Annotated in this window: 29 protein-coding genes; all 29 read right to left on the bottom strand. The window is 36.3% G+C overall.

Going from position 1 to position 23,831, the window contains the following annotated elements:
• Window position 1 precedes the first annotated feature (1 nt).
• The 29 genes from ACX9YW_RS14605 to flgK all read right to left on the bottom strand — a co-directional run bounded on the left by ACX9YW_RS14605 (window position 2) and on the right by flgK (window position 23,818).
• Complete coding sequence (locus tag ACX9YW_RS14605) at window positions 2-817, bottom strand: CheR family methyltransferase (RefSeq protein WP_460347629.1); 816 nt, start codon at window positions 815-817, stop codon at window positions 2-4.
• Between the two features lie 99 nt (window positions 818-916).
• Window positions 917-1,561 (bottom strand): response regulator transcription factor, encoded by a 645-nt coding sequence (locus tag ACX9YW_RS14600; RefSeq protein ID WP_460347627.1) that lies wholly within the window; start codon window positions 1,559-1,561, stop codon window positions 917-919.
• Between the two features lie 56 nt (window positions 1,562-1,617).
• The gene (locus tag ACX9YW_RS14595) at window positions 1,618-2,424 is read right to left on the bottom strand and encodes a sigma-70 family RNA polymerase sigma factor (protein WP_460347625.1); all 807 of its coding nucleotides are present in this window, start codon (window positions 2,422-2,424) and stop codon (window positions 1,618-1,620) included.
• A gap of 39 nt (window positions 2,425-2,463) precedes the next feature.
• Entirely contained in the window at window positions 2,464-2,817 is a 354-nt protein-coding gene (locus ACX9YW_RS14590; RefSeq protein WP_460347623.1) for a hypothetical protein, read from the bottom strand.
• Between the two features lie 9 nt (window positions 2,818-2,826).
• Window positions 2,827-3,729 (bottom strand): MinD/ParA family protein, encoded by a 903-nt coding sequence (locus ACX9YW_RS14585; protein ID WP_460347621.1) that lies wholly within the window; start codon window positions 3,727-3,729, stop codon window positions 2,827-2,829.
• Window position 3,730: 1 nt separating this feature from the next.
• Window positions 3,731-5,047: a flagellar biosynthesis GTPase FlhF gene (gene flhF / locus ACX9YW_RS14580; protein WP_460347619.1), complete on the bottom strand. Its 1,317-nt coding sequence runs from the start codon at window positions 5,045-5,047 to the stop codon at window positions 3,731-3,733.
• Window positions 5,044-7,077 carry a flagellar biosynthesis protein FlhA gene (gene flhA, locus ACX9YW_RS14575; protein WP_460347617.1) on the bottom strand — a complete coding sequence of 678 codons (2,034 nt, stop codon included), beginning with the start codon at window positions 7,075-7,077 and terminating at the stop codon, window positions 5,044-5,046. The genes flhF and flhA overlap by 4 nt, the downstream gene beginning before the upstream one ends.
• On the bottom strand, window positions 7,074-8,165 hold the full coding sequence (gene flhB / locus ACX9YW_RS14570; protein WP_460347615.1) for a flagellar biosynthesis protein FlhB: 1,092 nt from the start codon (window positions 8,163-8,165) through the stop codon (window positions 7,074-7,076). The genes flhA and flhB overlap by 4 nt, the downstream gene beginning before the upstream one ends.
• A gap of 3 nt (window positions 8,166-8,168) precedes the next feature.
• On the bottom strand, window positions 8,169-8,939 hold the full coding sequence (gene fliR / locus ACX9YW_RS14565) for a flagellar biosynthetic protein FliR (protein ID WP_460347613.1): 771 nt from the start codon (window positions 8,937-8,939) through the stop codon (window positions 8,169-8,171).
• A 5-nt stretch (window positions 8,940-8,944) separates the two neighbouring features.
• Window positions 8,945-9,214, bottom strand: a complete 270-nt coding sequence (gene fliQ, locus ACX9YW_RS14560) for a flagellar biosynthesis protein FliQ (protein ID WP_460347611.1) — start codon at window positions 9,212-9,214, stop codon at window positions 8,945-8,947.
• A 15-nt stretch (window positions 9,215-9,229) separates the two neighbouring features.
• On the bottom strand, window positions 9,230-9,853 hold the full coding sequence (gene fliP / locus ACX9YW_RS14555) for a flagellar type III secretion system pore protein FliP (RefSeq protein ID WP_460347746.1): 624 nt from the start codon (window positions 9,851-9,853) through the stop codon (window positions 9,230-9,232).
• Window positions 9,854-9,984: 131 nt separating this feature from the next.
• On the bottom strand, window positions 9,985-10,548 hold the full coding sequence (locus ACX9YW_RS14550) for a flagellar biosynthetic protein FliO (RefSeq protein ID WP_460347609.1): 564 nt from the start codon (window positions 10,546-10,548) through the stop codon (window positions 9,985-9,987).
• A 36-nt stretch (window positions 10,549-10,584) separates the two neighbouring features.
• Window positions 10,585-11,205, bottom strand: a complete 621-nt coding sequence (locus ACX9YW_RS14545) for a MotE family protein (RefSeq protein ID WP_460347607.1) — start codon at window positions 11,203-11,205, stop codon at window positions 10,585-10,587.
• 17 nt (window positions 11,206-11,222) lie between these two features.
• The gene (gene fliJ, locus ACX9YW_RS14540; RefSeq protein WP_460347605.1) at window positions 11,223-11,654 is read right to left on the bottom strand and encodes a flagellar export protein FliJ; all 432 of its coding nucleotides are present in this window, start codon (window positions 11,652-11,654) and stop codon (window positions 11,223-11,225) included.
• On the bottom strand, window positions 11,651-12,973 hold the full coding sequence (fliI, locus tag ACX9YW_RS14535) for a flagellar protein export ATPase FliI (RefSeq protein WP_460347603.1): 1,323 nt from the start codon (window positions 12,971-12,973) through the stop codon (window positions 11,651-11,653). Before fliI ends, fliJ begins: the two co-directional genes overlap by 4 nt.
• Window positions 12,957-13,787, bottom strand: a complete 831-nt coding sequence (locus ACX9YW_RS14530; RefSeq protein ID WP_460347601.1) for a FliH/SctL family protein — start codon at window positions 13,785-13,787, stop codon at window positions 12,957-12,959. The genes fliI and ACX9YW_RS14530 overlap by 17 nt, the downstream gene beginning before the upstream one ends.
• A complete protein-coding gene (gene fliG / locus ACX9YW_RS14525) occupies window positions 13,771-14,781 on the bottom strand; it encodes a flagellar motor switch protein FliG (protein WP_460347599.1) in 1,011 nt (336 codons plus the stop codon). The genes ACX9YW_RS14530 and fliG overlap by 17 nt, the downstream gene beginning before the upstream one ends.
• 6 nt (window positions 14,782-14,787) lie before the next feature.
• Window positions 14,788-16,386: a flagellar basal-body MS-ring/collar protein FliF gene (fliF, locus tag ACX9YW_RS14520; protein WP_460347597.1), complete on the bottom strand. Its 1,599-nt coding sequence runs from the start codon at window positions 16,384-16,386 to the stop codon at window positions 14,788-14,790.
• A 35-nt stretch (window positions 16,387-16,421) separates the two neighbouring features.
• Window positions 16,422-16,724, bottom strand: a complete 303-nt coding sequence (gene fliE / locus ACX9YW_RS14515; RefSeq protein ID WP_460347595.1) for a flagellar hook-basal body complex protein FliE — start codon at window positions 16,722-16,724, stop codon at window positions 16,422-16,424.
• An 11-nt stretch (window positions 16,725-16,735) separates the two neighbouring features.
• A complete protein-coding gene (flgC, locus tag ACX9YW_RS14510; RefSeq protein ID WP_460347744.1) occupies window positions 16,736-17,197 on the bottom strand; it encodes a flagellar basal body rod protein FlgC in 462 nt (153 codons plus the stop codon).
• A complete protein-coding gene (gene flgB, locus ACX9YW_RS14505) occupies window positions 17,197-17,589 on the bottom strand; it encodes a flagellar basal body rod protein FlgB (protein WP_460347593.1) in 393 nt (130 codons plus the stop codon). The genes flgC and flgB overlap by 1 nt, the downstream gene beginning before the upstream one ends.
• 175 nt (window positions 17,590-17,764) lie before the next feature.
• On the bottom strand, window positions 17,765-18,403 hold the full coding sequence (locus ACX9YW_RS14500) for a glucosaminidase domain-containing protein (protein WP_460347591.1): 639 nt from the start codon (window positions 18,401-18,403) through the stop codon (window positions 17,765-17,767).
• Window positions 18,404-18,518: 115 nt separating this feature from the next.
• The gene (locus ACX9YW_RS14495) at window positions 18,519-18,833 is read right to left on the bottom strand and encodes a hypothetical protein (protein ID WP_460347590.1); all 315 of its coding nucleotides are present in this window, start codon (window positions 18,831-18,833) and stop codon (window positions 18,519-18,521) included.
• Window positions 18,834-19,015: 182 nt separating this feature from the next.
• Window positions 19,016-19,372 (bottom strand): flagellar protein FliT, encoded by a 357-nt coding sequence (fliT, locus tag ACX9YW_RS14490; protein ID WP_460347589.1) that lies wholly within the window; start codon window positions 19,370-19,372, stop codon window positions 19,016-19,018.
• Between the two features lie 10 nt (window positions 19,373-19,382).
• Window positions 19,383-19,763, bottom strand: coding sequence for a flagellar export chaperone FliS (fliS, locus tag ACX9YW_RS14485; RefSeq protein WP_460347587.1), 381 nt, complete (start codon window positions 19,761-19,763; stop codon window positions 19,383-19,385).
• A 95-nt stretch (window positions 19,764-19,858) separates the two neighbouring features.
• Complete coding sequence (locus ACX9YW_RS14480) at window positions 19,859-20,530, bottom strand: hypothetical protein (protein ID WP_460347585.1); 672 nt, start codon at window positions 20,528-20,530, stop codon at window positions 19,859-19,861.
• A gap of 276 nt (window positions 20,531-20,806) precedes the next feature.
• Window positions 20,807-21,439, bottom strand: a complete 633-nt coding sequence (locus ACX9YW_RS14475; RefSeq protein WP_460347583.1) for a flagellar brake protein — start codon at window positions 21,437-21,439, stop codon at window positions 20,807-20,809.
• Between the two features lie 18 nt (window positions 21,440-21,457).
• Window positions 21,458-22,366, bottom strand: a complete 909-nt coding sequence (gene flgL / locus ACX9YW_RS14470) for a flagellar hook-associated protein FlgL (protein WP_460347581.1) — start codon at window positions 22,364-22,366, stop codon at window positions 21,458-21,460.
• Window positions 22,367-22,378: 12 nt separating this feature from the next.
• Window positions 22,379-23,818: a flagellar hook-associated protein FlgK gene (gene flgK, locus ACX9YW_RS14465; RefSeq protein ID WP_460347579.1), complete on the bottom strand. Its 1,440-nt coding sequence runs from the start codon at window positions 23,816-23,818 to the stop codon at window positions 22,379-22,381.
• Between the last annotated feature and the right edge of the window lie 13 nt (window positions 23,819-23,831).

Raw genomic sequence — 23,831 nt, 5'->3', positions numbered from 1 at the left:
ATTAATCAAGTTCCTTTCGATAATAAAAAGTCTTATCTGAGTCAACTTTTTTAAAGCCTAAGCCAAGTTCTGTAATCGATTCGGCATGGCCAAGAAACAAGTATCCGTTTGGTTTTAAATTTTGATGTAAATGACCAATAACCCGTTTAATGGTATCCTGATCAAAATAAATAAGAACATTTCTACAAAAAATGATATCGACTTCTCCAATCTGGGATATATTACCTTCATCGAGAAGATTTAAGTACTTAAATTCAACCATTTTTTGAAGTGTTTCGCTTATTTTATACCCGCCATCAACAATTGAGAAATACTTGTCCATTAAAGGTTTGGGAATTCTGCGAAAAGCAAAGGATCCTTGATGATACCAGCCTTTCTTAGCCTTTTCAAGTACCTTTTTATTGATATCTGTGGCAATAATCTCTATTTCCCCATTTTTAAAATTTCCGCTTTCCTGTAATAACATTCCAATCGTGTACGGTTCCTCACCTGAAGAGCAGGCCGCACTCCAAATTCGTATTGGACGATTTTTTATTTGTTCTTTTAATTGAGGTAAAATGACGGAGCAACACTCAACCAACTGAGATTCTTCACGGTAGAAATAAGTTTCGTTTATGGTTAATATTTCAACTAAGATATCCCATTCACTTTTATTTTTTTTTATAAAACTACAATAGTCCCAATAGGAAGATACTCCTAGTTCTAGTAATCTTTTGGTAGTCTTATCTTTTAATACAGAGAGTCTATCAAAATAGCGCAACCCACAATAATCATATACAAGTTCAGATAGTTTATCTAAGCCAAAATCCTGCATCATAATCCCCCTGTATGAACTAGCTAGTAATTTTGTTATCGGTAAGAATCTTAAAAAGTTTATGAAAACACAAAAAAAGAAGGTATTCAGCTAACCTTCTTCCTAGAAATCAACGATTCCCATTTCTTTAGCTTTTACAACTGCTTCAATTCTCGTTTGTACACCTAACTTTTGGAAGAGACTTGTTAAGCAATATTCTAAAGACCGCTGACCAACAAATAAAGTTTGGGCGATTTCCTTATTCTTCTTTCCTTTTACCAATTGCAATAAGACTGCCCTCTCTTTTTCATTTAACTGAATTTTTTCGCTTACGTTATCTAGGTGAATCATTGGTAGTGCTCTATTATAGATTTCTTTAAACAACGGGAAGGGAATAACCATCTCATTGTCCAAGGCAGAGCGAATGGCCCTTATTAATTGTTCCTTTGTAGCGTTTTTGGAAAGAAATCCAATAGACCCTGAATCCATCAACATTTCTAAATGTGGATAGACTTCAAATCCGGAATAAATAAGAATTTTCGCCTTCGGATCCACCTCAATCACTTTTTTCGTTAATTCAAAGCCATCCATTTCAGGCATTTGTAGATCAAATAGCATGACATCAAATGAATTCGTTTTAACAGTCTCAAGCGCTTGGATACTAGATGTCTCTATATGAACTTTCATATCTTGTTCTGTTTCGATAATTAATTTTATTCCTTCAACATGTAAAGGGTGGTCATCGACTAGTAAAATACGGATCATCATTTACACCTCAAAATGTCGGATATACTATAAGGCTAAAACCATTATACTATATTCAATCATTGAAAGGAATCAAATGAAAACCCTTTTGCTTCCAAACTTTGCCGGAGACGAAGTGTTGCTCTGGAATGAATTTGACTTATTCGTCCCTTTGTCAGATTTAACACCTCAGCTATTTCAACTTGTGCTAACCCCTCATAATAAGCAAGAGAAATCACAAGTCTTTCTTTTTCAGGCATAGAGTTGATACACTCTATGACAATATGGCGGAATTCCTCCATTAACAATTGATTATCATGAGATTTTATAGACTGGTCCACTACTTGATCAATGCGGGATTGTTGTTTGCCTTCCTCTTCGTTTGACCCAACTGGTTCGTCTAAAGAAAGGAGAGTAGATAACGCTAAGGTCGCCATTGCCTGATGGACTTCTTCAAGTGGCATATTTAAGTACTCGCTCAGTTCTTCTTCGGTTGGCTCACGCATTAATTGCTGCTCTAATAATCGAAGAGCATTATTTAATTTTTTTGCTTTTTCTCTTGTTCCACGTGTTGCCCAGTCCATTTTACGTAAACCATCTAGCATGGCCCCTTTAATTCGCCACAGTCCATATGTTTCAAATTGATAGCCCTTTTTATAATCAAATTTCTTTATTGCTTCAAGTAAGCCGATATAACCAAAGCCCATTAAGTCTTCCTTTGGAATCAATCGTTGCGGGATGTGCTGGCTGATCCGTTTAGCCATTTGCTCGACTAAATATAAATATTGCTTAGCAAGATTTTCATGTGATAGATTGTCATTGCATTCACGATACTTTTTCCATACTGAAATATTTGCCAAAGAATCCTTGACAGCTGGTCTCAACATATATCCCCCCTCTTACCGCTATTTTGATAAGATTTTGATTTATTCGGATCTATTTAACCCAGCTTCTTTATGCAAAGAGTGCAGGGGAATCGATTGGAACATTGAATCATCATCTTGAATATCTTCCGTTACTTGCTCTATTTCGTCTGTTTCAGCGAAACGCAAGTCTTCTGCCTTTTTTTCTTGCTCTGGTGTCTTCACTGCAGCATCTTTCATCGAAATAATGATGTGTATGATCGAACGGATGAAATAGGAGAAGATAAAAAAGATAAAAAAACCAATTAACCCTCTAAATAAGGAGGTTTGCCACGTATTATTTGGTAAGGAAAATAAAAACGTACCTAACCAGGCAGCAACTCCAATGATAAAGTTAAAACGCAAATTCCCGACCATATACCCCACCTATTTTCTTGATTTCTTCAAAGACAATAATTTTTCAAAAAAACCCTTAAGTCCAGTGGTTTGAACGGAAGAATTCTTATGATAATCAGGTAAATAGGAATGAACGATTTCTCTAATATTCTTTGCAGCAACACAATTTGGACTTGTAATATAAAATGGCATTTGTGCTTTAACAGCTTGCCTAACATGAGTATCTTCCAATAAAAATCCTAAAGTTGGAAGATCAAAATGAAGGAAACTTCGGCAAGCATTTTTTAAGGAACGAGAAGTTTCTACTGCCTCTGCATAAGTATGAGCACGATTAACGATTAAATGAAATTTTGATACCTTTTTTGTATAGCGCATGACATTTTTTAAAACTGCATATGCATCGGCAATCGCCGTTGGTTCTGGAGTTGTCAAGATAATCGTTTCATCCGAAGCAAGAATAAAATTAATTAATTCTTTCGATATTCCCGCTCCTGTATCTAATAATATGAAATCAGCATAAGTTTGCAGTGCTTCAATTTGGCTCCAAAAAAATGCAAGTGTATTTTCATCTAAATCCATAAGATAATCCAAATCAAGACCACTTGAGATATATTCAATACCTGATGTACCTTTTTCGATTACATCTAAAATTTCTTTTTGTTGATATAAAACGTCAATTAAACTATATCTTGGTGTTGTACCCATCAAAATATTGATATTATTAGTTGATAAATCTAAATCTAGAATTAAAACCTTTTTTCCCGCTTCTTGAAGGGCTAAAGCAAAGTTAACAGTAAAATTAGATTTACCGACTCCTCCTTTGCCACTCGTTATAGTCACGATTTTTGCCCAATGTTTTTTGAGTGGCGGCTGTGGATGCTGCTGCCTATTGAGCCGATTCATATATTCTCGTAAACTATGTGCTTGATCCATCTTAATTAACATCTCCTAATAAGTAACTAGTAAGTATCGCTGGATCAATAGTTGTAATATCCTCTGGCACACTCTGACCATTGGTAATGTAGGCTATTTGATATGGAAATTCAAAAGCAATATTTAGAATAGAGCCATAGCTACTCGTTTCGTCGAATTTAGTAAGAATAAGCTTTTTAATTGGACTGCCCAAAAATCGATTTAACAAGATCTTCATATCTTCATACTTTGTTGTCAAACTTAAGGCTAAATAACTATCACTTTCAATCGGCTGTTTTAAGAACTCATTTACCGAATCAAGAAATTTTACCTCTTTATAATTACGTCCCGTTGTATCCATATAAATAAGATCAAAATTTTTTAAAGTATCCAAAGCCTTTTCCAATTCCTCGGCTGAACGAACTACTTCAATCGGAACATTTAAGATGCCGGCATAAGTTTTCAACTGTTCAACTGCCCCTATCCGATAGACATCTGTTGTAATCATGGCCACTCTTCGCTTTTGTTTTAAAATTTGTTCCGTTGCTAATTTGGCAATCGATGTTGTTTTTCCAACACCAGTTGGCCCGACCACATTGATAATGCGGGTACTCTCCCGTACTGCATTTGTTTCAGGTAGACGTTTTTGAAAAATCTCCTGAATAATTCCGATGATTTCCTGCTTTATTTCATCATCAGATATGGTTGAAATGGCTTCGAATTTTTTAAATAACGTACCAACTATAAATTCAATAACTTCTTCTTGAACGCCCTGGGCTTTTAAAAGATTTACCCATTTCACTAAACCCGAGGGCACCGATTTGGAATCCTGATTGTTCATCATAAAATTCATCATTAGTTTTCTCATTTGCTTTATTTCATCAAGTAATGGCTCATTGTTTTCTTTGAGTTTATTTGGTACGGAAGTTTCAATACTTGGTGCTGATTCAACCTCTGAAGATTCATTTAGTGCTGACTCCGACTTTTCCTCAACGATGTGAGATTGTGAAAAATATTGATATCGTTTTTGCGGATTTTGATTATAGCTTGTAATATTATTCTCGATTTCCACTCTATGATTATCAAATTTTTTCATTTCGGGATGCCTTTTTTCAGTCATGGATTTCGGCTGTTCAACGCTAAAAGATTGCTCCTCTTTCGCATTTCCTATATCCATGGAATAAGCCGTAACCTCATATTTTTGTTTCTTAAATAAGCCCAATACACCACCCGTCTTAATGGCTCTCGTATTGACGATAATGGCATTTTCCCCTAACTCTTGTCGCACCTTTTTTAAAGCGAGCGGCATTGTATCGGCAATGATTTTTTTCGTTTTCAAATGTTTACCACTCCTATACTTTGAATTTCTGTTTCTGGTTCAAGCTCTGTATAAGCAAGTACCGGTACAGTTGGCATAATCTTGTCAACTAGCTGCTTTAAATACATTCTGATGGAAGGAGAAGTTAGGAATATCGGTTGTCCTCCCGCTTTCATCACCCGAGCTATTTGCTCATGTAATTCTTCTGTGATTTTCCGGACCATTTGAGGGTCCATCGCTAAATAATAGGTTCCGGACTCTGTCTGCTGTATGCTGTCTGATATCCCCTTTTCCAATGTAGAACCAGCTGTCAGTACCCGAATGACTCCATTTTCTGCATATTGCTCTGTAATTTGTCGGGTTAATGATTGTCTGATATATTCTGTTAACACTTTCGGTTCCTTTGTATATAGAGAATAATCGGCTAACGTTTCAAAGATAGTCGGTAAATCCCTAATCGAAATTTGTTCGCGAAGGAGATTTCTTAATACCTTTTGAATTTCTCCAATTGACATAAGATTTGGTACAAGTTCCTCTACTAGACTAGGATGGGTCTCTTTTAGATTATCGACTAACTCCTTCGTTTCCTCCCGCCCTAGAAGCTCAAACGCGTATCTTTTTAAAACTTCTGTTAAATGAGTAGCTATGACCGAAGGTGGGTCAACAATCATATATCCTAATAGTTCTGCTTTTTGCTTCGCTTCAATATTCACCCATGTTGCTGGTAAACCGAAGGCAGGCTCAATGACTTGAATTCCATCGATCTCGTCATCCATTGTACCTTGGTTCATCGCTAGGAAATGATCTAAATAAATTTCCCCTACCGCAATTTTACTTCCGCGAAACTTCAATACATACTCATTAGGTGGAAGTTGTAAATTATCTCGGATTCGGATTGTCGGAATAACAAGCCCTAATTCAATTGCAAATTGTCTACGAATCATGATAATTCGGTCCAATATATCTCCACCTTGCTTTTGGTCGGCAAGTGGGATAAGTCCATAACCAATTTCTAGCTCTAGCTTATCCAATTGCAATAGATTAATCACTTTTTCAGGGCTGCGAATGTCCTCTTCCTCTTGCTCCATCGTTATTTCATTTGCTGCAGCCACTTCCCTCTGGGCGCTTCTTTGCATTGTATAAGCACTAAATCCAAGCAAACCTGCTATAGGAAGGGTTAAGAAAGGACCAATTGGTGTAAAGACACCGAGAAGTAATATCATTCCAGCCACAATATACAATAACTTCGGATAATTGAAGATTTGTTGGATGATATCTGTACCTAAATTCCCTTCCGAAGCAGCACGGGTAACAGTAATCCCTGTGGCAGTTGAAATTAGCAGTGCTGGCACCTGGCTGACTAGTCCGTCACCCACTGATAATAGGGTAAACGTACTAGCCGCTTCAGCAAATCCCATTCCATGAATCGTCATACCTATGATAAAACCACCAATAACATTAATGATCAAAATAACAATCCCGGCAATAGCATCCCCTTTTACAAATTTACTAGCCCCATCCATTGATCCATAAAAGTCTGCTTCTTGTTCAATTTTTCTACGGCGTAAGCGCGCATCCTGTTCACTTATTAATCCTGCATTCATATCCGCGTCAATACTCATCTGTTTACCCGGCATGGCATCTAAGGTGAATCGTGCTGCAACTTCAGCAACACGCTCAGACCCCTTCGTAATAACGATAAACTGAATGACAACTAAAATTAGGAACACGACAAAACCAATGACAGCGTTCCCACCAATAACAAATGATCCAAATGTTTCGATGACTGCACCACCATCAGCTTTTGAGAGAATCGAACGAGTTGTTGATACATTTAGCGCTAACCGAAATAAGGTTGTAAGCAATATCGCCGTTGGAAAAATAGAAAATTCCAATGGTTCCTTTGTGTTCATTGATACCAACAAGATCAATAAGGATATACAAATATTACAGATTAATAGAAAATCTAATAATAAAGTTGGTAAAGGAACAATCATCATGGCGACAATCATGATGACAACAATTAATACCGATATATCTTTTATTTTCATGCCATCATCCCCTTATACCTACCCTCTTGATAATACACATAGGCCAAAATTTCACCGACTGCATTAAATAAATCTTCTGGTATAGCTTCCCCGATTTCTACAGAAGAGAATAACGCCCGTGCTAGAGGTTTATTTTCAACAATCATAATTTTATTTTCTTTTGCCAATTCTTTTATTTTTAGGGCAACATGGTCTTGACCCTTTGCGATCACTATTGGAGCTATCATTTCCTTCATATCGTAACGAATCGCAACAGCAAAATGTGTTGGGTTCGTAATGACCACATCCGCTTTTGGGACATCTTGCATCATCCGATTTTGAGCCATTTGCCTCTGGATTGCTTTACGTTGCCCCTTAACATGTGGGTCCCCTTCCATCTTCTTATGCTCATCTTTAATATCTTGTTTAGACATGCGGATTTTTTTTTCATGTTCATGCTTTTTAAATAAATAATCAAATACGGATAATACAATTAAGCTAGCGGAAATCACGATACCAATTTGAACCGAAAGTAACCCTATCAGTCTTGTTGCATCCCAAATCCCTTTTTCACTAATCTTTACTAGATCAGGCATTTTGCCCATGATCAACTTATACGAAAGAAACGAGATAATGAGAATTTTGAAAAGTGCTTTTAATAATTCCACTAGTGATTTAATGGAAAGTATTTGCTTAGCCCCTTGAATCGGATTGAGCTTTTCAAACTTAACTTTTAATAAGTCGGGATTAAACATAAATCCAACCTGGATATAATTAGCTACCAAACTGACCAATACGACAACTAGAAAAATCGGAGCGACCAATTTGACCGAATCGACTACTAACTGATTAAATAATACTCGCGTGCTTGACATCGTCACATCCCAGAGCAGATATTCTTGAAAGGAGTGCCGATAGATATTTAACATGCCTTCTAGCATGTGTTTGCCAAAGATTAATAAAAAGGAAAAAGTGAATAGTAAGGTAAAGGCCGGCGATACTTCCATACTCTTGGCAATTTGCCCTTTTTTTCTAGCATCTTTTCGCTTATGTGGTGTGGCCTTTTCCGTTTTTTCTCCAGAAAAAAACTGCAAATCTAGACGGAGCATCCCTTACCCCCCCATTACTTGTAATATCGCGTACATCGATTCAAACATCGTTTCAAATAGTACTTTTAGAAGATAGAAAAAACTAGGTAAAACGACGATATAGATTGAAAAATGTAATAGTATTTTAATAGGTGGAAAAACGACAAAAATATTCATTTGAGGAACTGTTTTTGCCATTAATCCCAAAGCAATGTCTAATACAAACATAGTCCCAAGAATGGGCGCAGCCATCATAAACCCAATTAAAAACATTTTCTGAACATTATCTATCAAAATCGTAGACAAACTCCCATCTAAAAAGGAAGGAACAAGCGTCTCAAGACTAACCCAATCAAAGCTGGCTAAAATCCCTTGTATAAGAAGATGATGTCCATTTGTTGCCAACAAGACTAAAATGGCAAAAATATTTTTAAAATGCCCTGTTAATTGGACATTTACCCCAGAACTTGGATCAAAGAGACTAGCCATCGAAAATCCAATTGGAATATCCAGCATACTTCCCGCAATTTGGACTGCATAAAAGAGGATTTTCGGAACTAGCCCTAAAAAAATCCCAATCATGAATTCCTTTAAGATTAATAAAATCAGAGTTTCAAAAGGAGGCTCTTCGATTGGATCATTGATAACCCCTATACATAATCCTGTGAGTACTAAGCTAAGACCAATCTTATAAATGTTTGGTACTTGTCGCCCCGAAAATACAGGTACAACAACCATAAAGGTAGTAATTCGTACAAATACGAGTAAAAAGCTCCACCAGGAAAATGTCTCCATGGTTCTCACCCCACAAAATTAGAAAGACTACCTAATAAGTTCTCGGTAAAATTGACAACCTGCTTCAGCATCCATCCACCGAAAAAAAGCAGGCAAATAAAAACAGCAACAATTTTCGGAACAAATGCCAGTGTTTGCTCTTGAATTTGTGTGGTGGCTTGAAAAATACTAACCAATAAACCTACTAATAATGCGACACCACATACAGGTGCAATGACAATGAGGATTGTATAAATGGTTTCTTCTGCAAGACGTAATAACATCTCAGTAGACATACAAATCCCCCCTTCCTAAAAACTAACTAATATGGATTTTGTGATTAAGTACCATCCATCGACTAAGATGAATAATAGAATTTTAAAAGGGAGTGAGATCATGACTGGGGGAAGCATCATCATCCCCATAGACATTAGCACACTCGAGACAATCATATCGATAACGAGAAACGGGATAAAAATCATAAAACCCATTTGAAAAGCGGTTTTAAGCTCACTAATCGCAAAAGCCGGAACTAATGAAGTAAGCGGTATATCCTTAATCTCTTTTGGCCTTTCTTGTTTGGCATAATTCATAAATAAAGCCAAGTCCTTTTCCCTTGTTTGTTTCGTCATAAATTCTTTTAAGGGGGTACTTGCTGCATCAAACGCTTCTTCTTGCGTCATTTCACCCGCTAAAAACGGTTGAAATGCCTCTTTATTGATTTGCGAGAAGGTTGGTCCCATAATAAAAAAGGTCATAAATAATGCCAAGCCGATTAACACTTGGTTTGGCGGCATTTGTTGTGTCCCTATAGCACTTCTTACAAATCCTAGAACAATCACAACCCTAGTAAAACTTGTCATTAAAATTAAGAATGAAGGAGCAATGGATAAAACAGTAATTAATATAATGATTCGTAAAGTGTCGGATACCATACCAGGATCTTTACTATCGCCCAAGTCTAGACCTGGTAGGATTGTCCCTACTGTTTCGGCCGCATGTACATTTGAAATAAACCCTAATAAAAGGAATGGAAGAATGATGGTAAATTTTCGAATCATAGTTCCTATTCCTCCCGATTCGTTTTTATCATCTTTTTTAAATGTTTTTCGAAAACAGATGTCCATGCCATCCTTGAATCATTTGAGAGCCAGCTAGAAGATTCTCCTTGATTTTCATAGCTCTCTAATAGATGCTGGTATTCTTCCCCTGGTGGAATGGCTCGAATTAAGCTAATGTCATCACCAACTCCAACGATATAAATCGTTTGTCCAATCATCACCACTTGAATAGATTTATTATTACCAAGAGGATAGCCACCTAATGGTAGGACGGGACCATTTGCAGTTAATGCTTGGTTTCGTTTTGCTAAATAACGCAACAATAAAATTAATAAACCGATAACTAAAATAAATGAAAATAGAAATTTCATAAGTGAGGGAATTAATTTAATTGATGACCCCTCTACGACTTCTGGTGAAGGTTTTGATGCCTTTCCTTCCTCCTTTTTCATCGTATCGTAGACCATCGGCTCCTTAGAGGATGTGGAGCCTTCTGCTAGGATGGTGGGTGGTTGAGAAAACAAAAAAATCAATAACAGTAAGAGAATAAAACGAGAAGAGTTCTTCATGCTGATCTCCTTCCTTGGAGTAATTATCCCATAATTCTACTTTTGTTGTATTTGGGTCGTTAATTTCTTGATATGTTGTTTTAATGTTGTTTCATCATATTCCGTTAAATCCGATACCTCTTTCATGATTAATGTAATCTGTCCAGCTTTTTTGGTATCCTTCATTTTTTCTATAATGTCACTTTGTAGATCCCGATCAAGAAATAACACGATTTGAACAACTTCCTCTAATGGCATTGTTTGGAAAATTGAAGCCGCTTTTGATGGTGTCATATTTTCGTATAGTTCAGCTACTTGCTGCATCTGATTATGAAAATCCTGATATTTTTTTGTTGTTAACTGATTTTGTAAATCCTCATTATTCTTAATTAGCTCATTAACCTTTTTTTGATTGGAGCGAAGCAATTGATCCAATTCTGAAATCTTTGTATTTTTTTCTTTTAATTCCAATTCGATATCATGATAACGATTTTCCCAATCATCACTGCTTTTTGAAAGATTAGCTTCATTTTTATTTGAACCCGCAAAGGTTAGATATTTCCATATTGGTGTATCAAAAAAAAAGACACTTACTCCGGCAAAAATAACAAAAAAAAGAATCGGAAATAAACATAAATAAAAAATACTGCCTAATTTCTCAATCATTTTTTCTTTCATTTTTCCCATTCTCCTTATTACTTACGGAAGTACCTAATCACTGCCATTTCATCCAACATGGCTTGTTCCTTTTGAAGTAGTTGTTTCTGAAAGATATCTTTCGACTTTTCCTTCCATTGATTCCACATTTTCGATTCCTGTGTCTTTTCAATCAGAACATCGTATTTTTGGTCAACTTCCTGCTGAATTTGATGCGACTTAGATTCTAGTTGTTTAATTTGATGATTTAGATAATCAATTCCTGTTTGGGCGTCTAAAATTTCTAAAATCGACTTCTGATGAACGTGATCGTAATGAGCAAAGAACTGGTTTTTCTCATTTTCCAAATTCCCAAGTTGCTCTTCTAGCTCTTGTTGTTGAATCTTGGCCATGCCATATTCTTGCTCTGCGATTTCTTTCTCTTTTTCTTTGAAATCAAGAACTTTTTGAAAAGAAAAATTAAATTTCATCTCATGATCGCTCCAAATTGTGAAATGATAAAAGAAGTAGCCTCTTCATATTCAGATGGTTCAAAAATACCTTGGTGCAAAAAGCTATCCATTTGTCCTTTAAGCCTTACCGCCATGTCAATATCCCGATTCGAACCTTTTTTATAGGCTCCAATATTAATTAAATCCTCTGCTTCTTTATAGGCAGCCAGTAATCGTTTAAAGTTACGGGCGGCAATTTGATGTTCTTCGGAAGTAATATCGGTCATGACCCGGCTAGCACTATTTAGTACATCAATAGCAGGGAATATGCCTTTACCTGCAATAGCACGATTTAGCACGATATGTCCATCTAAAATACCTCTGACTGCATCAGCAATAGGTTCATTCATATCGTCACCATCAACAAGTACTGTATAAATGGCGGATATCGACCCAACTGGTCCTGTTCCGGAACGTTCTAGTAATTGAGGTAACATGGCAAATACTGATGGTGTATATCCTTTTGTTGTAGGCGGTTCACCAATTGCTAGTCCGATTTCACGACCTGCCATCGCAAACCGTGTAACAGAATCCATTACAAGCAATACATCCTTTCCTTGATTGCGAAAATACTCAGCAATTGATGTGGCAGTTAATGCCCCTTTAATTCGAATAAGCGCTGGCTGATCAGAAGTTGCAACGATTAGGACAGATTTTTTCAAACCTTCTTCACCTAAATTTTGCTCTATAAAATCTAATACCTCACGCCCACGCTCTCCAATCAGAGCAATCACGTTAACGTCGGCAGTTGATTTTCTTGAGATCATTCCAAGAAGCGTACTCTTTCCAACACCACTACCAGCAAATATTCCAATTCTTTGCCCTTTCCCCATTGTAAGCAATCCATCGATCGTTCGAACTCCTACCCCAAGAGGGGAATGAATACGAGGTCTAGTAAGTGGGTTAGGAGGCTGAGTATAGGTTGGAACTTCCTCTAGACCTAGTGGAAGTGGCTTCCCGTCCATCGGCTGACCTAATCCATCTAATATTCTACCTAGTAATTGATTCCCTGCTTTTACCGTAATCGGTTTCCCAGTTGCAACCACATCACAACCTGGCCCAATCTCCCTCACTTCCCCTAAAGGCATCAACAAAACTTTATTTTCCTTGATTCCAACAACCTCTGCCTGAATAGGGGTTGACGAGTTCGTTGGGTAAATATAACACAGTTCTCCAATTCGAACATCTGGGCCTTGTGACTCAATTGTTAGCCCAATTATTTGCGTTATTTTCCCGTTTACTCGAACTGGATCGCAATTCCGAATCAATTTAATATAATGTTCAGCTGAAAACTTCACCTTCAGGAACCCTCCTGGCTTCTTGTATCACTTTTTTAATCTCCTCGATTTGAGTATCAATCCGAGCATCGATACTCCCATAGGCTGTCCGTATGATACAGCCTTTTGGTGAAACAGAATGATCTGGTATGATTTTGATTTCCGTTTCACCATTCACAACAGCAAGTAATAGTGCCCGTTGCGATTGAATAAAATCGAAATCCTCTGGATGCACACACACAGTAATAAATTCTTTCTCCTTGAAACGGAGAATATGCTGTTTTATGAGTTCCATAAATTTGTCCGGGTAACTTTCTAATTCCTGTTTTATGATTTGTGAAGAAATCGCATAACTCAATTCAAGTAAAAATGGCTCTGCCTCTAATATGATTGTTTCTTTCTGTTTGTAGGCATGTTCCAATAAAGCTTGGACTTCTTCTATTTTTTGTTTATATTCTTGATTTATTTTTTCCTCTGCCTCTTTTTTACCAATGTTCAGCCCTTCCTGGAAACCTTTGTCCTTAGCCTCTTGTGAAAGGTTCTCTAACCTTTGTTCATTTTCTTTCCACCACATCGAAGCCTTTTCTTCTGTATCATCAATAATAAGGCTAGCCCTTTGCTCAGCCTCTTTGATGATCTCCCGAGCCTTTAACTGTGCTTCTTGGATGATTTGATGAGCCACTTCTTTTTCTTTTGCCAAATCAATAACTGGCTGGATAGGTTGATCAGTTCCAATATTTTGAATTTGACTTGGAACTTGTGTCTGCGAAATGACTTTTACATCTTTTACAACAGAAAGGTGAGAAGCCTTAAATACTTTAGAGTAATAGGTCATCCGAACCACCTCTTGCAATCACTACTTCACCGGTATCTTCTAGTCGGCGAATAATGGAGACAATTCTGCCTTGTGCTTCTTCTACATCCCTAATTCGAACAGGGCCAGTATATTGCATTTCCTCTTCGAATGATTCTGCCATCCGTTTCGACATATTTTCCATAATAGTCCTTTTCACCTCTGGGCTTGCAGCCTTTAAGGCAAGTACTAAATCCTGATTATCAACCTCTTGAATAATCCTTTGAATCGCTCGTTTATCAAGACCAATGATGTCCTCAAACACAAACATTCTCTTTTTGATTTCTTCCACTAAATCTTTGTCATTCAAGCTAAGCTGCTCTAAGATACTTCTTTCCGTACTTCGATCGACTCCATTCAATAGGGTGACAATCGATTCGATTCCTCCGACCACGCTATATTCATTGCGGATTGTAGTAGCCAGTTTTTGTTCTAAGATATTTTCAACTTCTTTAATTACTTCTGGAGAAGTTTGTTCAAGTAACGCTATCCTTCTTGCAACATCAGATTGAAGATCAGTAGGAAGCGAGGCAAGAATTTGTGAGCCTTGCTCCGGTTCTAAATGAGCTAAGACCAGCGCTATTGTCTGAGGATGCTCGTTTTGTAAGAAACTATATATTTGCATCGCATCAACACGTCGAGCAAAATCAAATGGTTTCATTTGAAGTTGCGCTGTTAGTCTTTGGATAATTTGTTTAGCCTTATCTTTACCCATAGCAGATTCGAGAACCTCTTGTGCATATGAAATCCCACCGGTGCTAATATAATCCTGGGCGATGCACATTTCATGAAACTCTCTTAAAACTTCTTCTTTTTCCTTTGCATCCACCTTGCGTATATTGGCGATACTCAAGGTAAGCTGATCAATTTCTTCTTCCGTTAAATGTTTAAAAACTTTAGAGGAAGTATCTTTCCCCATCGATATCAGCAAAATGGCTGCTTTTTGTTTTCCATTCAATCTTAGATACGTAGCCATGAGCTGTTATGCCTCCTCTTCATGAAGCCAAGTTTTAATCACGTTTGTAAAATCTTGAGGCCTTTGGTCCAGTAATTTTTTCAACTGACTTTCTATTCCCATATCCTCTTCTGCAAAGTAATCTACTTCTTCAATTGCCGGTTGAGAATGAGTTGCAGCAATTTCTTCTATTTCTACATGGTTTGATCTTCTGCGAAGTGCGAAAGCTATAATCAGCCCAAGAAGAACGACTGCAGCAGCCACCATACCTCCTATATACATCCAATTATTGTTCGCAATTTTACTTTCACTAGGTGTATTTTCAGCAAATGTGTGTTTAAAGATAGTAATTCGCTGATTTACTTCTTCATCGGATAATTCCGGATGACCAAGTGCCGTTCGAACCGTATTGGCAACAATATTTCGGATATTTTCTTCCGCTTCTTTTGATAAGGAGTTTGTCTCATCTGAACTAGGTGGTTCTACGCCAACGTTAATCGTAATATCTTCAATCTGATACGGGCTTTTCGTAATTTCATTATTAATCCTGTTTACCTCGTAGTTTACGCGTTCCTGTACTTCTTCATAGTTACTTTCCCCACCTGAATTTGTCCCGACATATCCAGGAACATCATTTGGACCAGTACCCACAACTCCTCCTGCGCCTCCGCCTTCTCCACTGAAGGATTTTGACACTTTTTCGGAGCTAACTGGCAAACCATTATTTTTTTCGCCTGTTGGCTGTACAATATTTTCTTGCGTTTTGATTTTATCAAAATTTAATCGAACAAACGTATGAACATATACTTTATTAGTACCTAGGATTGTGCCAAGTAAACTTTGAATACTTTGTTGAATATCGCGTTGAACATTTTGTTGAATCTTCCGTTGTTCATCATATTTTTCGACCGAATTATCCCCTGATTGAGAATCTACCAAGGCTAAAGGTTCACTATATTGATTAACAATCGTTATATTTTCGATTGGAAGTTTTGGTACGCCGCGTGAAACTAAGGTATATAGGGCTCTAATTTGTTGATTGTTTAGTTGTACTCCCGGTTCCACATCAACGAAAACAGATGCACTTGCTTGTTGGTCATCTTCTTGCCGAATAAATACCGATTCCTTAGGCAATGTTAAAATAACCTCGGCATTTTTGATCCCGTCTACATTTTCAAGAACATCTGCTAACTTATTCTGCATTGCTTCTCGCTCAAGAATGTCATATTGCCGATCAGTAGCCCCAAAAGTAAGATTATTACTAAAAATATCGTAATTAATTTTATTGTCTTTTGGATATCCTGCTGCGGCAAGGCTCACTAAAAGATCAGGAGCATCTTTACGAGGAACATTTAGCATCGTTCCATTTTCCGATAGTTGGTAATTTGAATACCCCTGCTTATCCAACTCCGCCTTAATATCTCCAACTTCACGCTGGGTTAATTGTCCTGTGTACAACGGAACGTACTGTGGACGAGATGCAAAAAAAATAAAGGTAGAAAAAGTAACGAAAAGGAAAAGGAATGTACCAATTATTAGTCCCTTCTGTTTCGAACTACGGGCACTCCAATATTTGGCAAAGAGGTCTTTAGTTTGTTTGGTTTGATCTATCCATGATCGATTCATTTTTCACCATGCCCAGCTTTCTAACATATTTACAGTTACAATTGCATTCTCATAATTTCATTGTAAGCTTCAACTGCCTTATCTCTTACCGTAACAGTAAGCTCTAAAGCCACCTTCGCATTTTGTGCCGCAATCGTCACATCATGTATATTATTGATTTCCCCAGTTGCCAACTTATTAGTTAATTCTGAGGATTGTTTGATCGTTGTATCTACATTTTGCAAGTATCCTTTTAAAACACCAGCAAATGAGTCCTTAGATATAGGCTCAATTGATGTTTTTTGAAAGGTATTTTGATTGATTTTGATAAAATCACTACCGACCCGTGAAATGTCCAATTAAAATCCTCCTAACGCCCAATTTCTAATGCTTTTAACATGATGGATTTACCTGTATTAAACGCTGTTACATTTGCCTCATATGCTTTTGATGCCGAAAGTAAATCTACCATTTCTTTTGACAAATCTACATTAGGCATCATTACAAACCCTTCTGCATTTGCATCAGGATGTGTAGGCTCAAAAACCATTTTAAAAGGAGAGACATCATTCACAACACCTGTTACCCTCACCCCCATTAACTTAGACGATGAATCGGATTGTTTTTGCATTTCGCCTTGTAACACCTGTTCAAATGATTTTTCTCTTGGTTCCATCATGACCATCTTGCGTCGGTATGGTTCCCATTTTCCGTCTATATATGTACCTCTTGTCGAGGAAGCATTGGCAATATTTGAAGATATGACATCCATTCTTAGCCTTTGGGCTGATAAAGCGGAAGCACTAATATTTAAGGAATTAAACATATGTATCATACCCTTCCTTTAATGGCTATCGACAATTTTTGAAACTCACTATTAAGTTGCTGAGTTAATGTGTAATACCATAAAGCATTCTTGCTTAACCGGGTCATTTCTTCTTCAATATCAACATTGTTTCCACTGTTTTGGACAACTGTTTCAGTTAATTCCACAGTTTGAGGTGAAGGCAGATCCATTTGTCTACCAATTTGTAAATGACGTGAATCTGTTCGAATACCCTTAAAGCTCATTTGATTAGTTACATGTTGTTTAAGTATCTCTTCAAACACGACTTGTTTCGATTTATATCCAGGTGTTTCAGCATTGGAGATGTTATTTGAAATAACATCTTGGCGCAAGCTTGATGCATTTAGCGCTGCATGTAAAAGATTTACTTGGCTCAAACTCTTCACTCCTTCCACCTAAATTTGACTTTTTGATAGAAATTCGATTAGACATCAAAACGAGTTAGTTTTTTATAGAATACTACAACCAGAAGACATATTTCTACAATATTTTTGATATTGACACAGATTGGTAGATATTGTCGAAAACAACTATTGGTATAATTGGATAATTTTACCCTCTTAATTGATCATAGTATTTGGTAACCCCATTAACCCAATGATTGTTAAGTCCAGTTGGATCATTGTTTGCTCCGATAGGTGCATACTTGGCTCCGATTTTTTGAATACTAGTTAGTCCTATATCCAAATAATTTTTACTTAGATTCCGGGTCATATCGATGATACTTGCTTCGACAGATTCGTATGTCTTTAAACCATTCGAACCCATCATCCCGGCAATGTTGTTTTTTTCATGAGCAGCATTTGAATGACCATTCCCTGTCTCGTGCTTAGCTATTGCCACCAATAGCGCAGGATCGATATTAAAACGTTTCCCCTCACGGAGGAATATTTCACCCATTCCTTTCAGTTTGCCATCTAAACTTTGATTCAACTGTTCAGCACTTATAGATTGAAAACGAATTGATTGTATTTCTCCATTTAGATTAATATTGGAATTAATAGCGATGGGTAAGGTTGGAAGCATTAATTGCATATTATTTTCAGATAATAATTGGTTAATAATGGTGGAGAAATTCTTATTATTTAATTCCTGTTCAACTGATTTTGACTGAGGAAATTGTTGTTTCTCCGTTCGATAAAGCGTATTCACAATCATTGATTTAATAAACCATTCATCACCGATACTCATATTCATTCACCCTTTTACTCTATCTTAACGAAAATAATCCAAATAATGACAAGTCATAAAAAAAGCGCGGACCGCGCATGTACGTGATCGACGCTATTATTCAACCCTGTAGCCCTTAGATATTCCCGATTAACATCTGACTTACATCACCAAAAAAGTCATCCTGAAGCTTTGAGATATAAGCTAGTTTCCCGTTTACAATCTTTGCTTCTACTAAAATGACTGTATTTGAACCTTTTTCTCTTTGCAGTACAAGGATTTGCTTGTCCCTAAATACGACATTTTTCACCAAAAAATACGTTTCATTAATGGGATTTCCTACTGTTATATGCATTTGATTCTTAAAGAAGGGCTTCCTGTTTTGGTATTCAAAAAAGTTATATAGTTTTGTTTTATTTTGATTGAAAGATATATTTGAATGTTTATTCAAGTGAAACTTCCTCTCTTCCGGAGAAGCCGACATAATTCTACAAATATTTCTAGAGATATTGTATCTGATAAATTTCAAAAATTAACCGAAAACCTATTTCGTGATTACGCAATATTTAAATTCAAATATCACCATTTATTCGTGTTCACGAAATACAAAAATAGGTAGAAGTAACTTGACTCCTACCTTTTTTTACCTAATATTTCATCCACAAAAATTCCACTAGTTTGTTTGAAATACGGTTTGTACTTATATAATTGTTTATCTGCATTAACTTTATTCATAGATTGCTGTATTTGGTTATGAAGCTCTTCTGTTTTCTTTGTAATCATTTGGTTCAATTGGACTATGTCCCTCAATATTTGTTTCTCATTATCTGAGTAATTCTTACCAGCATGATTTGCTTTATATTCATCCACTTCACTCATCGCAGCGAGTCTAATTTGCAGCAAATTTTCAAACTCTTCATACTGTTCCTCATTAATAGCCCGCTCTAAATCTAAAGTGATTTGAAATATTTTCTTAAGCAATTCAATCATTATTAATGCCTCAATTTTTTACTTTCATTTGTTTCATAGCTTCGGACCAAGTTTCCACTAATTCTGCAGCAAAACCTTCGACCTCTTCTAATATTTGCAAGTTTTTACTAATATTCGCCTCAATCAAACGTTGCTTCATATAATCATACATCGAGTGCAACGAAGCTGAAATCGGGTAATCTTTATTTAGCGTTATAATTAACTCCGTTAGAATATCTTGTGCACGAAGATTGTTAGCATTACTTTCCTCATAATTGCTATTTTGCAATCCACTTTTCGCGATTCGAATATATTTCACTAAACCCTGGTAAAGCATATATGTTAGGTCTTCCGGCCTAGAGGTTGTAATTGCTTGTTTTTGATAGGTTTGATAAGGGTTACTAAAAGCCAATTTCTTTGCTCCTCTCTTATAACATTTCCTTCATATTCATAGTTATCGGTTAGGCTGCCACAAAGTTAAGGAGCGAATCAATTATTTTCATAAAATTAGCTTCCTAATTTCCGTAGTTCTTCAAAATCATTGATGATTAGATTTAACCGTGTATTGTATGATTTTAAATCCTTAATTTTTTCTGCATCGTCTAATTGGCTAAACATCTTAACTTCACTTGCAATATTCGCTAGCTTTGATTGCAATTGCTCATTTTTTCTTTTCTCAACGGCTAGTTGATGTTCTAATTTGGTTAGATGTTCTATATTGAGTATTGGTGCATGATTTTGAATCGCCATATTGCTTAACTGGTACAGACTTCTAAGAAGAACATGTAAATCAATTCCTGGAAGTTGTTGAACATTTGTGATTAATCCTGAAAGAATATCTATTAAATCAATTCCATTTACTGAAGTAGTGGGAGAATTTATTTTTGATACAAAAGTTTTATCATGAATGACTTCTGTTGAAATTACTGGAACTTCAGTTTGATTGATCGTCATAAAGGTAAAATCTTTTAGTTTTTTATTCTGTTGTTCATTCAATTCCTTTTGAATTGCGTAGTATTTATAGTTAACGGACTGATATCCACGATTTAGTAGTTGCGCCACTTCTTCTAATAACTCTGTAATATTTATGGAGCCCTCTTCCTGACGTTCCTTAATATATTGAAGCATTACCTCAATTTCCTTTTTTGTCCATTTACGATTAACTTTTTTGGAAGCCACCAAAATCACTCCTTTTCAGAATTATTATTATACGCATATCAAAAATAATTTATCAAATTAATTTTGTTTCTTTTCGATAAATATTTCGATATTGAATGGTATTTTATGAGGATATCAATAAAATTTCTTTCACCATTTACTTGTTTCAAATTTCAACATCAAATATTAAATCTATTATAAATTAATGTGAAAGTAATTGTAAACTTAGCTACTTGACTAATAGGGAATATTTTTCCAAAAGAAAAACCCTACTTTTTAATGAAGGGTTTGTTATAGCTATAAATTTTTTTGTATTAAACGATTTTGTTTCTGTTTTTGGAAACAGTATTGAACGATACTCTGTTGATCACGGTTATTCAATCCAAAAAACTCCAATGCGACATTCATTATTTCCCTTTCAGCGATAGAATGAATTCGTTTGATTTTTCCTGTAAAGGGAATGGAATTAGATATCTTATTATCTACACCAGGAATAAAGAGGATTCCAGATACTACGTCTCCAACATTATGTATTTGGTCTTTACTACATGAAAACAGCATTCCACCTGCACTAATATTGATTGTGCTAAGCTCCAAATCATTTATTTGAAGGGATAAATTGCTTTTCACACGAAAATTATCTCTTCTTTGTATTTTAATAATATCTTTTTTGGGAGGCATTTGGATTCGATATAAAGGAATTTGGTCCATTGTCTTCCCCAAAATTTCAGTTTGGCATTTGAATTGATTATCTTCTGTGTAAAAGAAAACCGCGACCTTCGTTTTTGCCGGTAGATTCCGTAACTCGATTCCTTCAACCGGCAAGGTAATCTTAAATTCCTTTTCACTGACCTCTGCCACGATTGACTGAAATGATCTATCCTCTATCTCTAAACTTACAATAATAGTTTGATTTACTTTAAGATACATAGAATCCACCTAACTAACTTAACGTAAAAAATCTACTAATGTGGGTTGAATAATTCGAGCCCCCACTGAAAGTGCAGCACGTTGGACATTTTCTTGAGCTTTAAGATTCATGATAACTTGCGATATATCAACATCTTCCTCTTTTGATAGAAGGCGAGTAGTAGAAACCTCAAGTCCATCTATTCGCGACATCGCTAACTCAATACGATTCATCCGCGCACCTAAATCAGATCTTTCCTTTAATATATTATCTACTTGTTTATCTAGTTTATCAAGATAATCCCCATTGGCACTACTATTACTTGAAAGATGATTAACAATGTCCGTTAGCACATTAAACAATCCGCCAATATCCTGATTATTAAAAATATCAGTACCTCGAACGTTAATTTGGATGTTTGTTGACATTCCTACTTGCAGTTCTAGTTTTTCATGATTATCATTCCTGAATTCTTTAATAGAATTCTGTATCGCTGAGTCAGAGCGAAATGGAGGATTCTTTAAATCAGTTCCAGCAAAAATATACTTGCCCGCAAACTGCGAATTGGAAATTTCCCCAAGATGCTCTTTTAATTGATTAATTTCTTCAGCAATCGCCGATCGTGCTGCTGGATCATTTGTACCATTTAATCCCTGTACAGTGAGCTCTCGCACTCGTTGCATAACTTCTGTTACCTCATTAAGAGCTTCGTCAGTAGCTGTCATCCACGATAACCCATGATCCAAATTCCTTTTATATTGATCAATTTCATTTAACGAAGAACGATAAAACATTCCTCTTACAGCTGTTACTGGATCGTCAGATGGTTTGTTAATTTTTTTCCCGGTAGATAACTGGTCCTGATATTTCTCCATACTTCTATTTCCACGCTGTAAATTAAATAACAAATTCTGGTTGAGGATGCTTTGGGTAACTCGTAGACTCATTTGTTTAACCTCCTACAGTCCTACTCTGCCCATACCGTTTATTACTTTATCCAAGCATTGGTCCATCGCTGTAATAACGCGGGCAGCTGCATTATATGCTTGTTGAAATTTTATCATATTAGTCATCTCTTCATCTAAAGATACGCCTGATACGGACTGGCGTCTCACTTCGATTTGTTTAACGATCAATTCTGAGTTTTCAAGATTACGTTGTGATTGTTGCGAATCGATAGCAAGTTTTCCAATAATATTACGATAAAAATCGCTAATGGTTGAATCTGATCCATTAAAGTTAATCGTGCCAAATTGAATATCTGCTATCACTTGAGCGTTTTTACCGTTCCCTGAAGATGAATTTCCTGGTGATTCCTCTTTCGCAGCAGCGATCCAATTCAGGGATTTAATAATTTCAGGATGAACATTAATATCGGTAGCATCATTCCCGACAAAGAAATTGTACTTTTGATTAGATGTCCCATCAATATTATTTAAATTCATCCCACTAAGGTGAATTTTGTTTACTTCATTCATAAACCCAGTTGCTAATTGATTAATTTGCTTTTTGATATTTGGTAAGATCAATTCAGCTCCACCAGTTGTTGTACCAAAGGATTCAATTTGGCCAAGCAGTTCTCCGCCTTCTAATGTAACCGTATTCCCACCTATTTTGATTTTGGAAGGATCTACTAATCCTGTAGTTGGATCAAAATCAATTGTAAGTTCGTTCGTATTTTTACCTGAAACTAATTTTTCCGTTCCAACTAAAACATCAACCATTCCATTTGTTGATTGGGTGACTTTTACACTAGTCAATTTAGATAATTGATCTATCAAGACATCCCGTTGGTCATATAGATCGTTTGGTTGATAATTATTTGGTACTAAACGGGCAATTTGATCATTTACCTCTGCGATTTGCTTGGCTATAGAGTTGATCTCTTTCGTTTTTGTTTCAATCACATTTTTGATATCCATCTCAATATTATTTAAGGATGCCATAATGTTTTTAAACGTGTCGGATACAGCTAAACCTCTTTGAAGAACAACGGCTCGAGCAGAAGCGCTTTCCGGGTGATTCGCTAACTCCTGCCATCCAGCCCAAAATTGATCGAGCGAATTAGCAAGTCCAGTATCGGAGGGTTCATTTAATAATTCTTCGATTTTTAAAAATGTATCACTTTTTGCTTCCCAATATCCAGTGTTTTTATTTTCCCCTCGAATTTGAACATCCAAGTAATCTTCTCTAAGACGAACAATTTTCGCTATTTCTACCCCTGTTCCTAATTGTAACCCATTGACAGATATCGGTTTACTTGCCTGTGTTTCTACGCGTTGACGCGTATATCCGGTCGTGTTAGCATTCGCGATATTGTGTCCAGTAGTATTTAGGGCCATTTGTTGGGCAACTAAACCTCTTCTTGAAACCTCTAACCCATGAAACGTCGAAGCCATATTTTCTCCCTCC

This window comes from Pseudoneobacillus rhizolycopersici, from assembly GCF_054786815.1.
The sequence above is the reverse complement of the archived record's forward strand: the minus strand, read 5'-3'. Positions and strand labels throughout refer to the sequence as shown.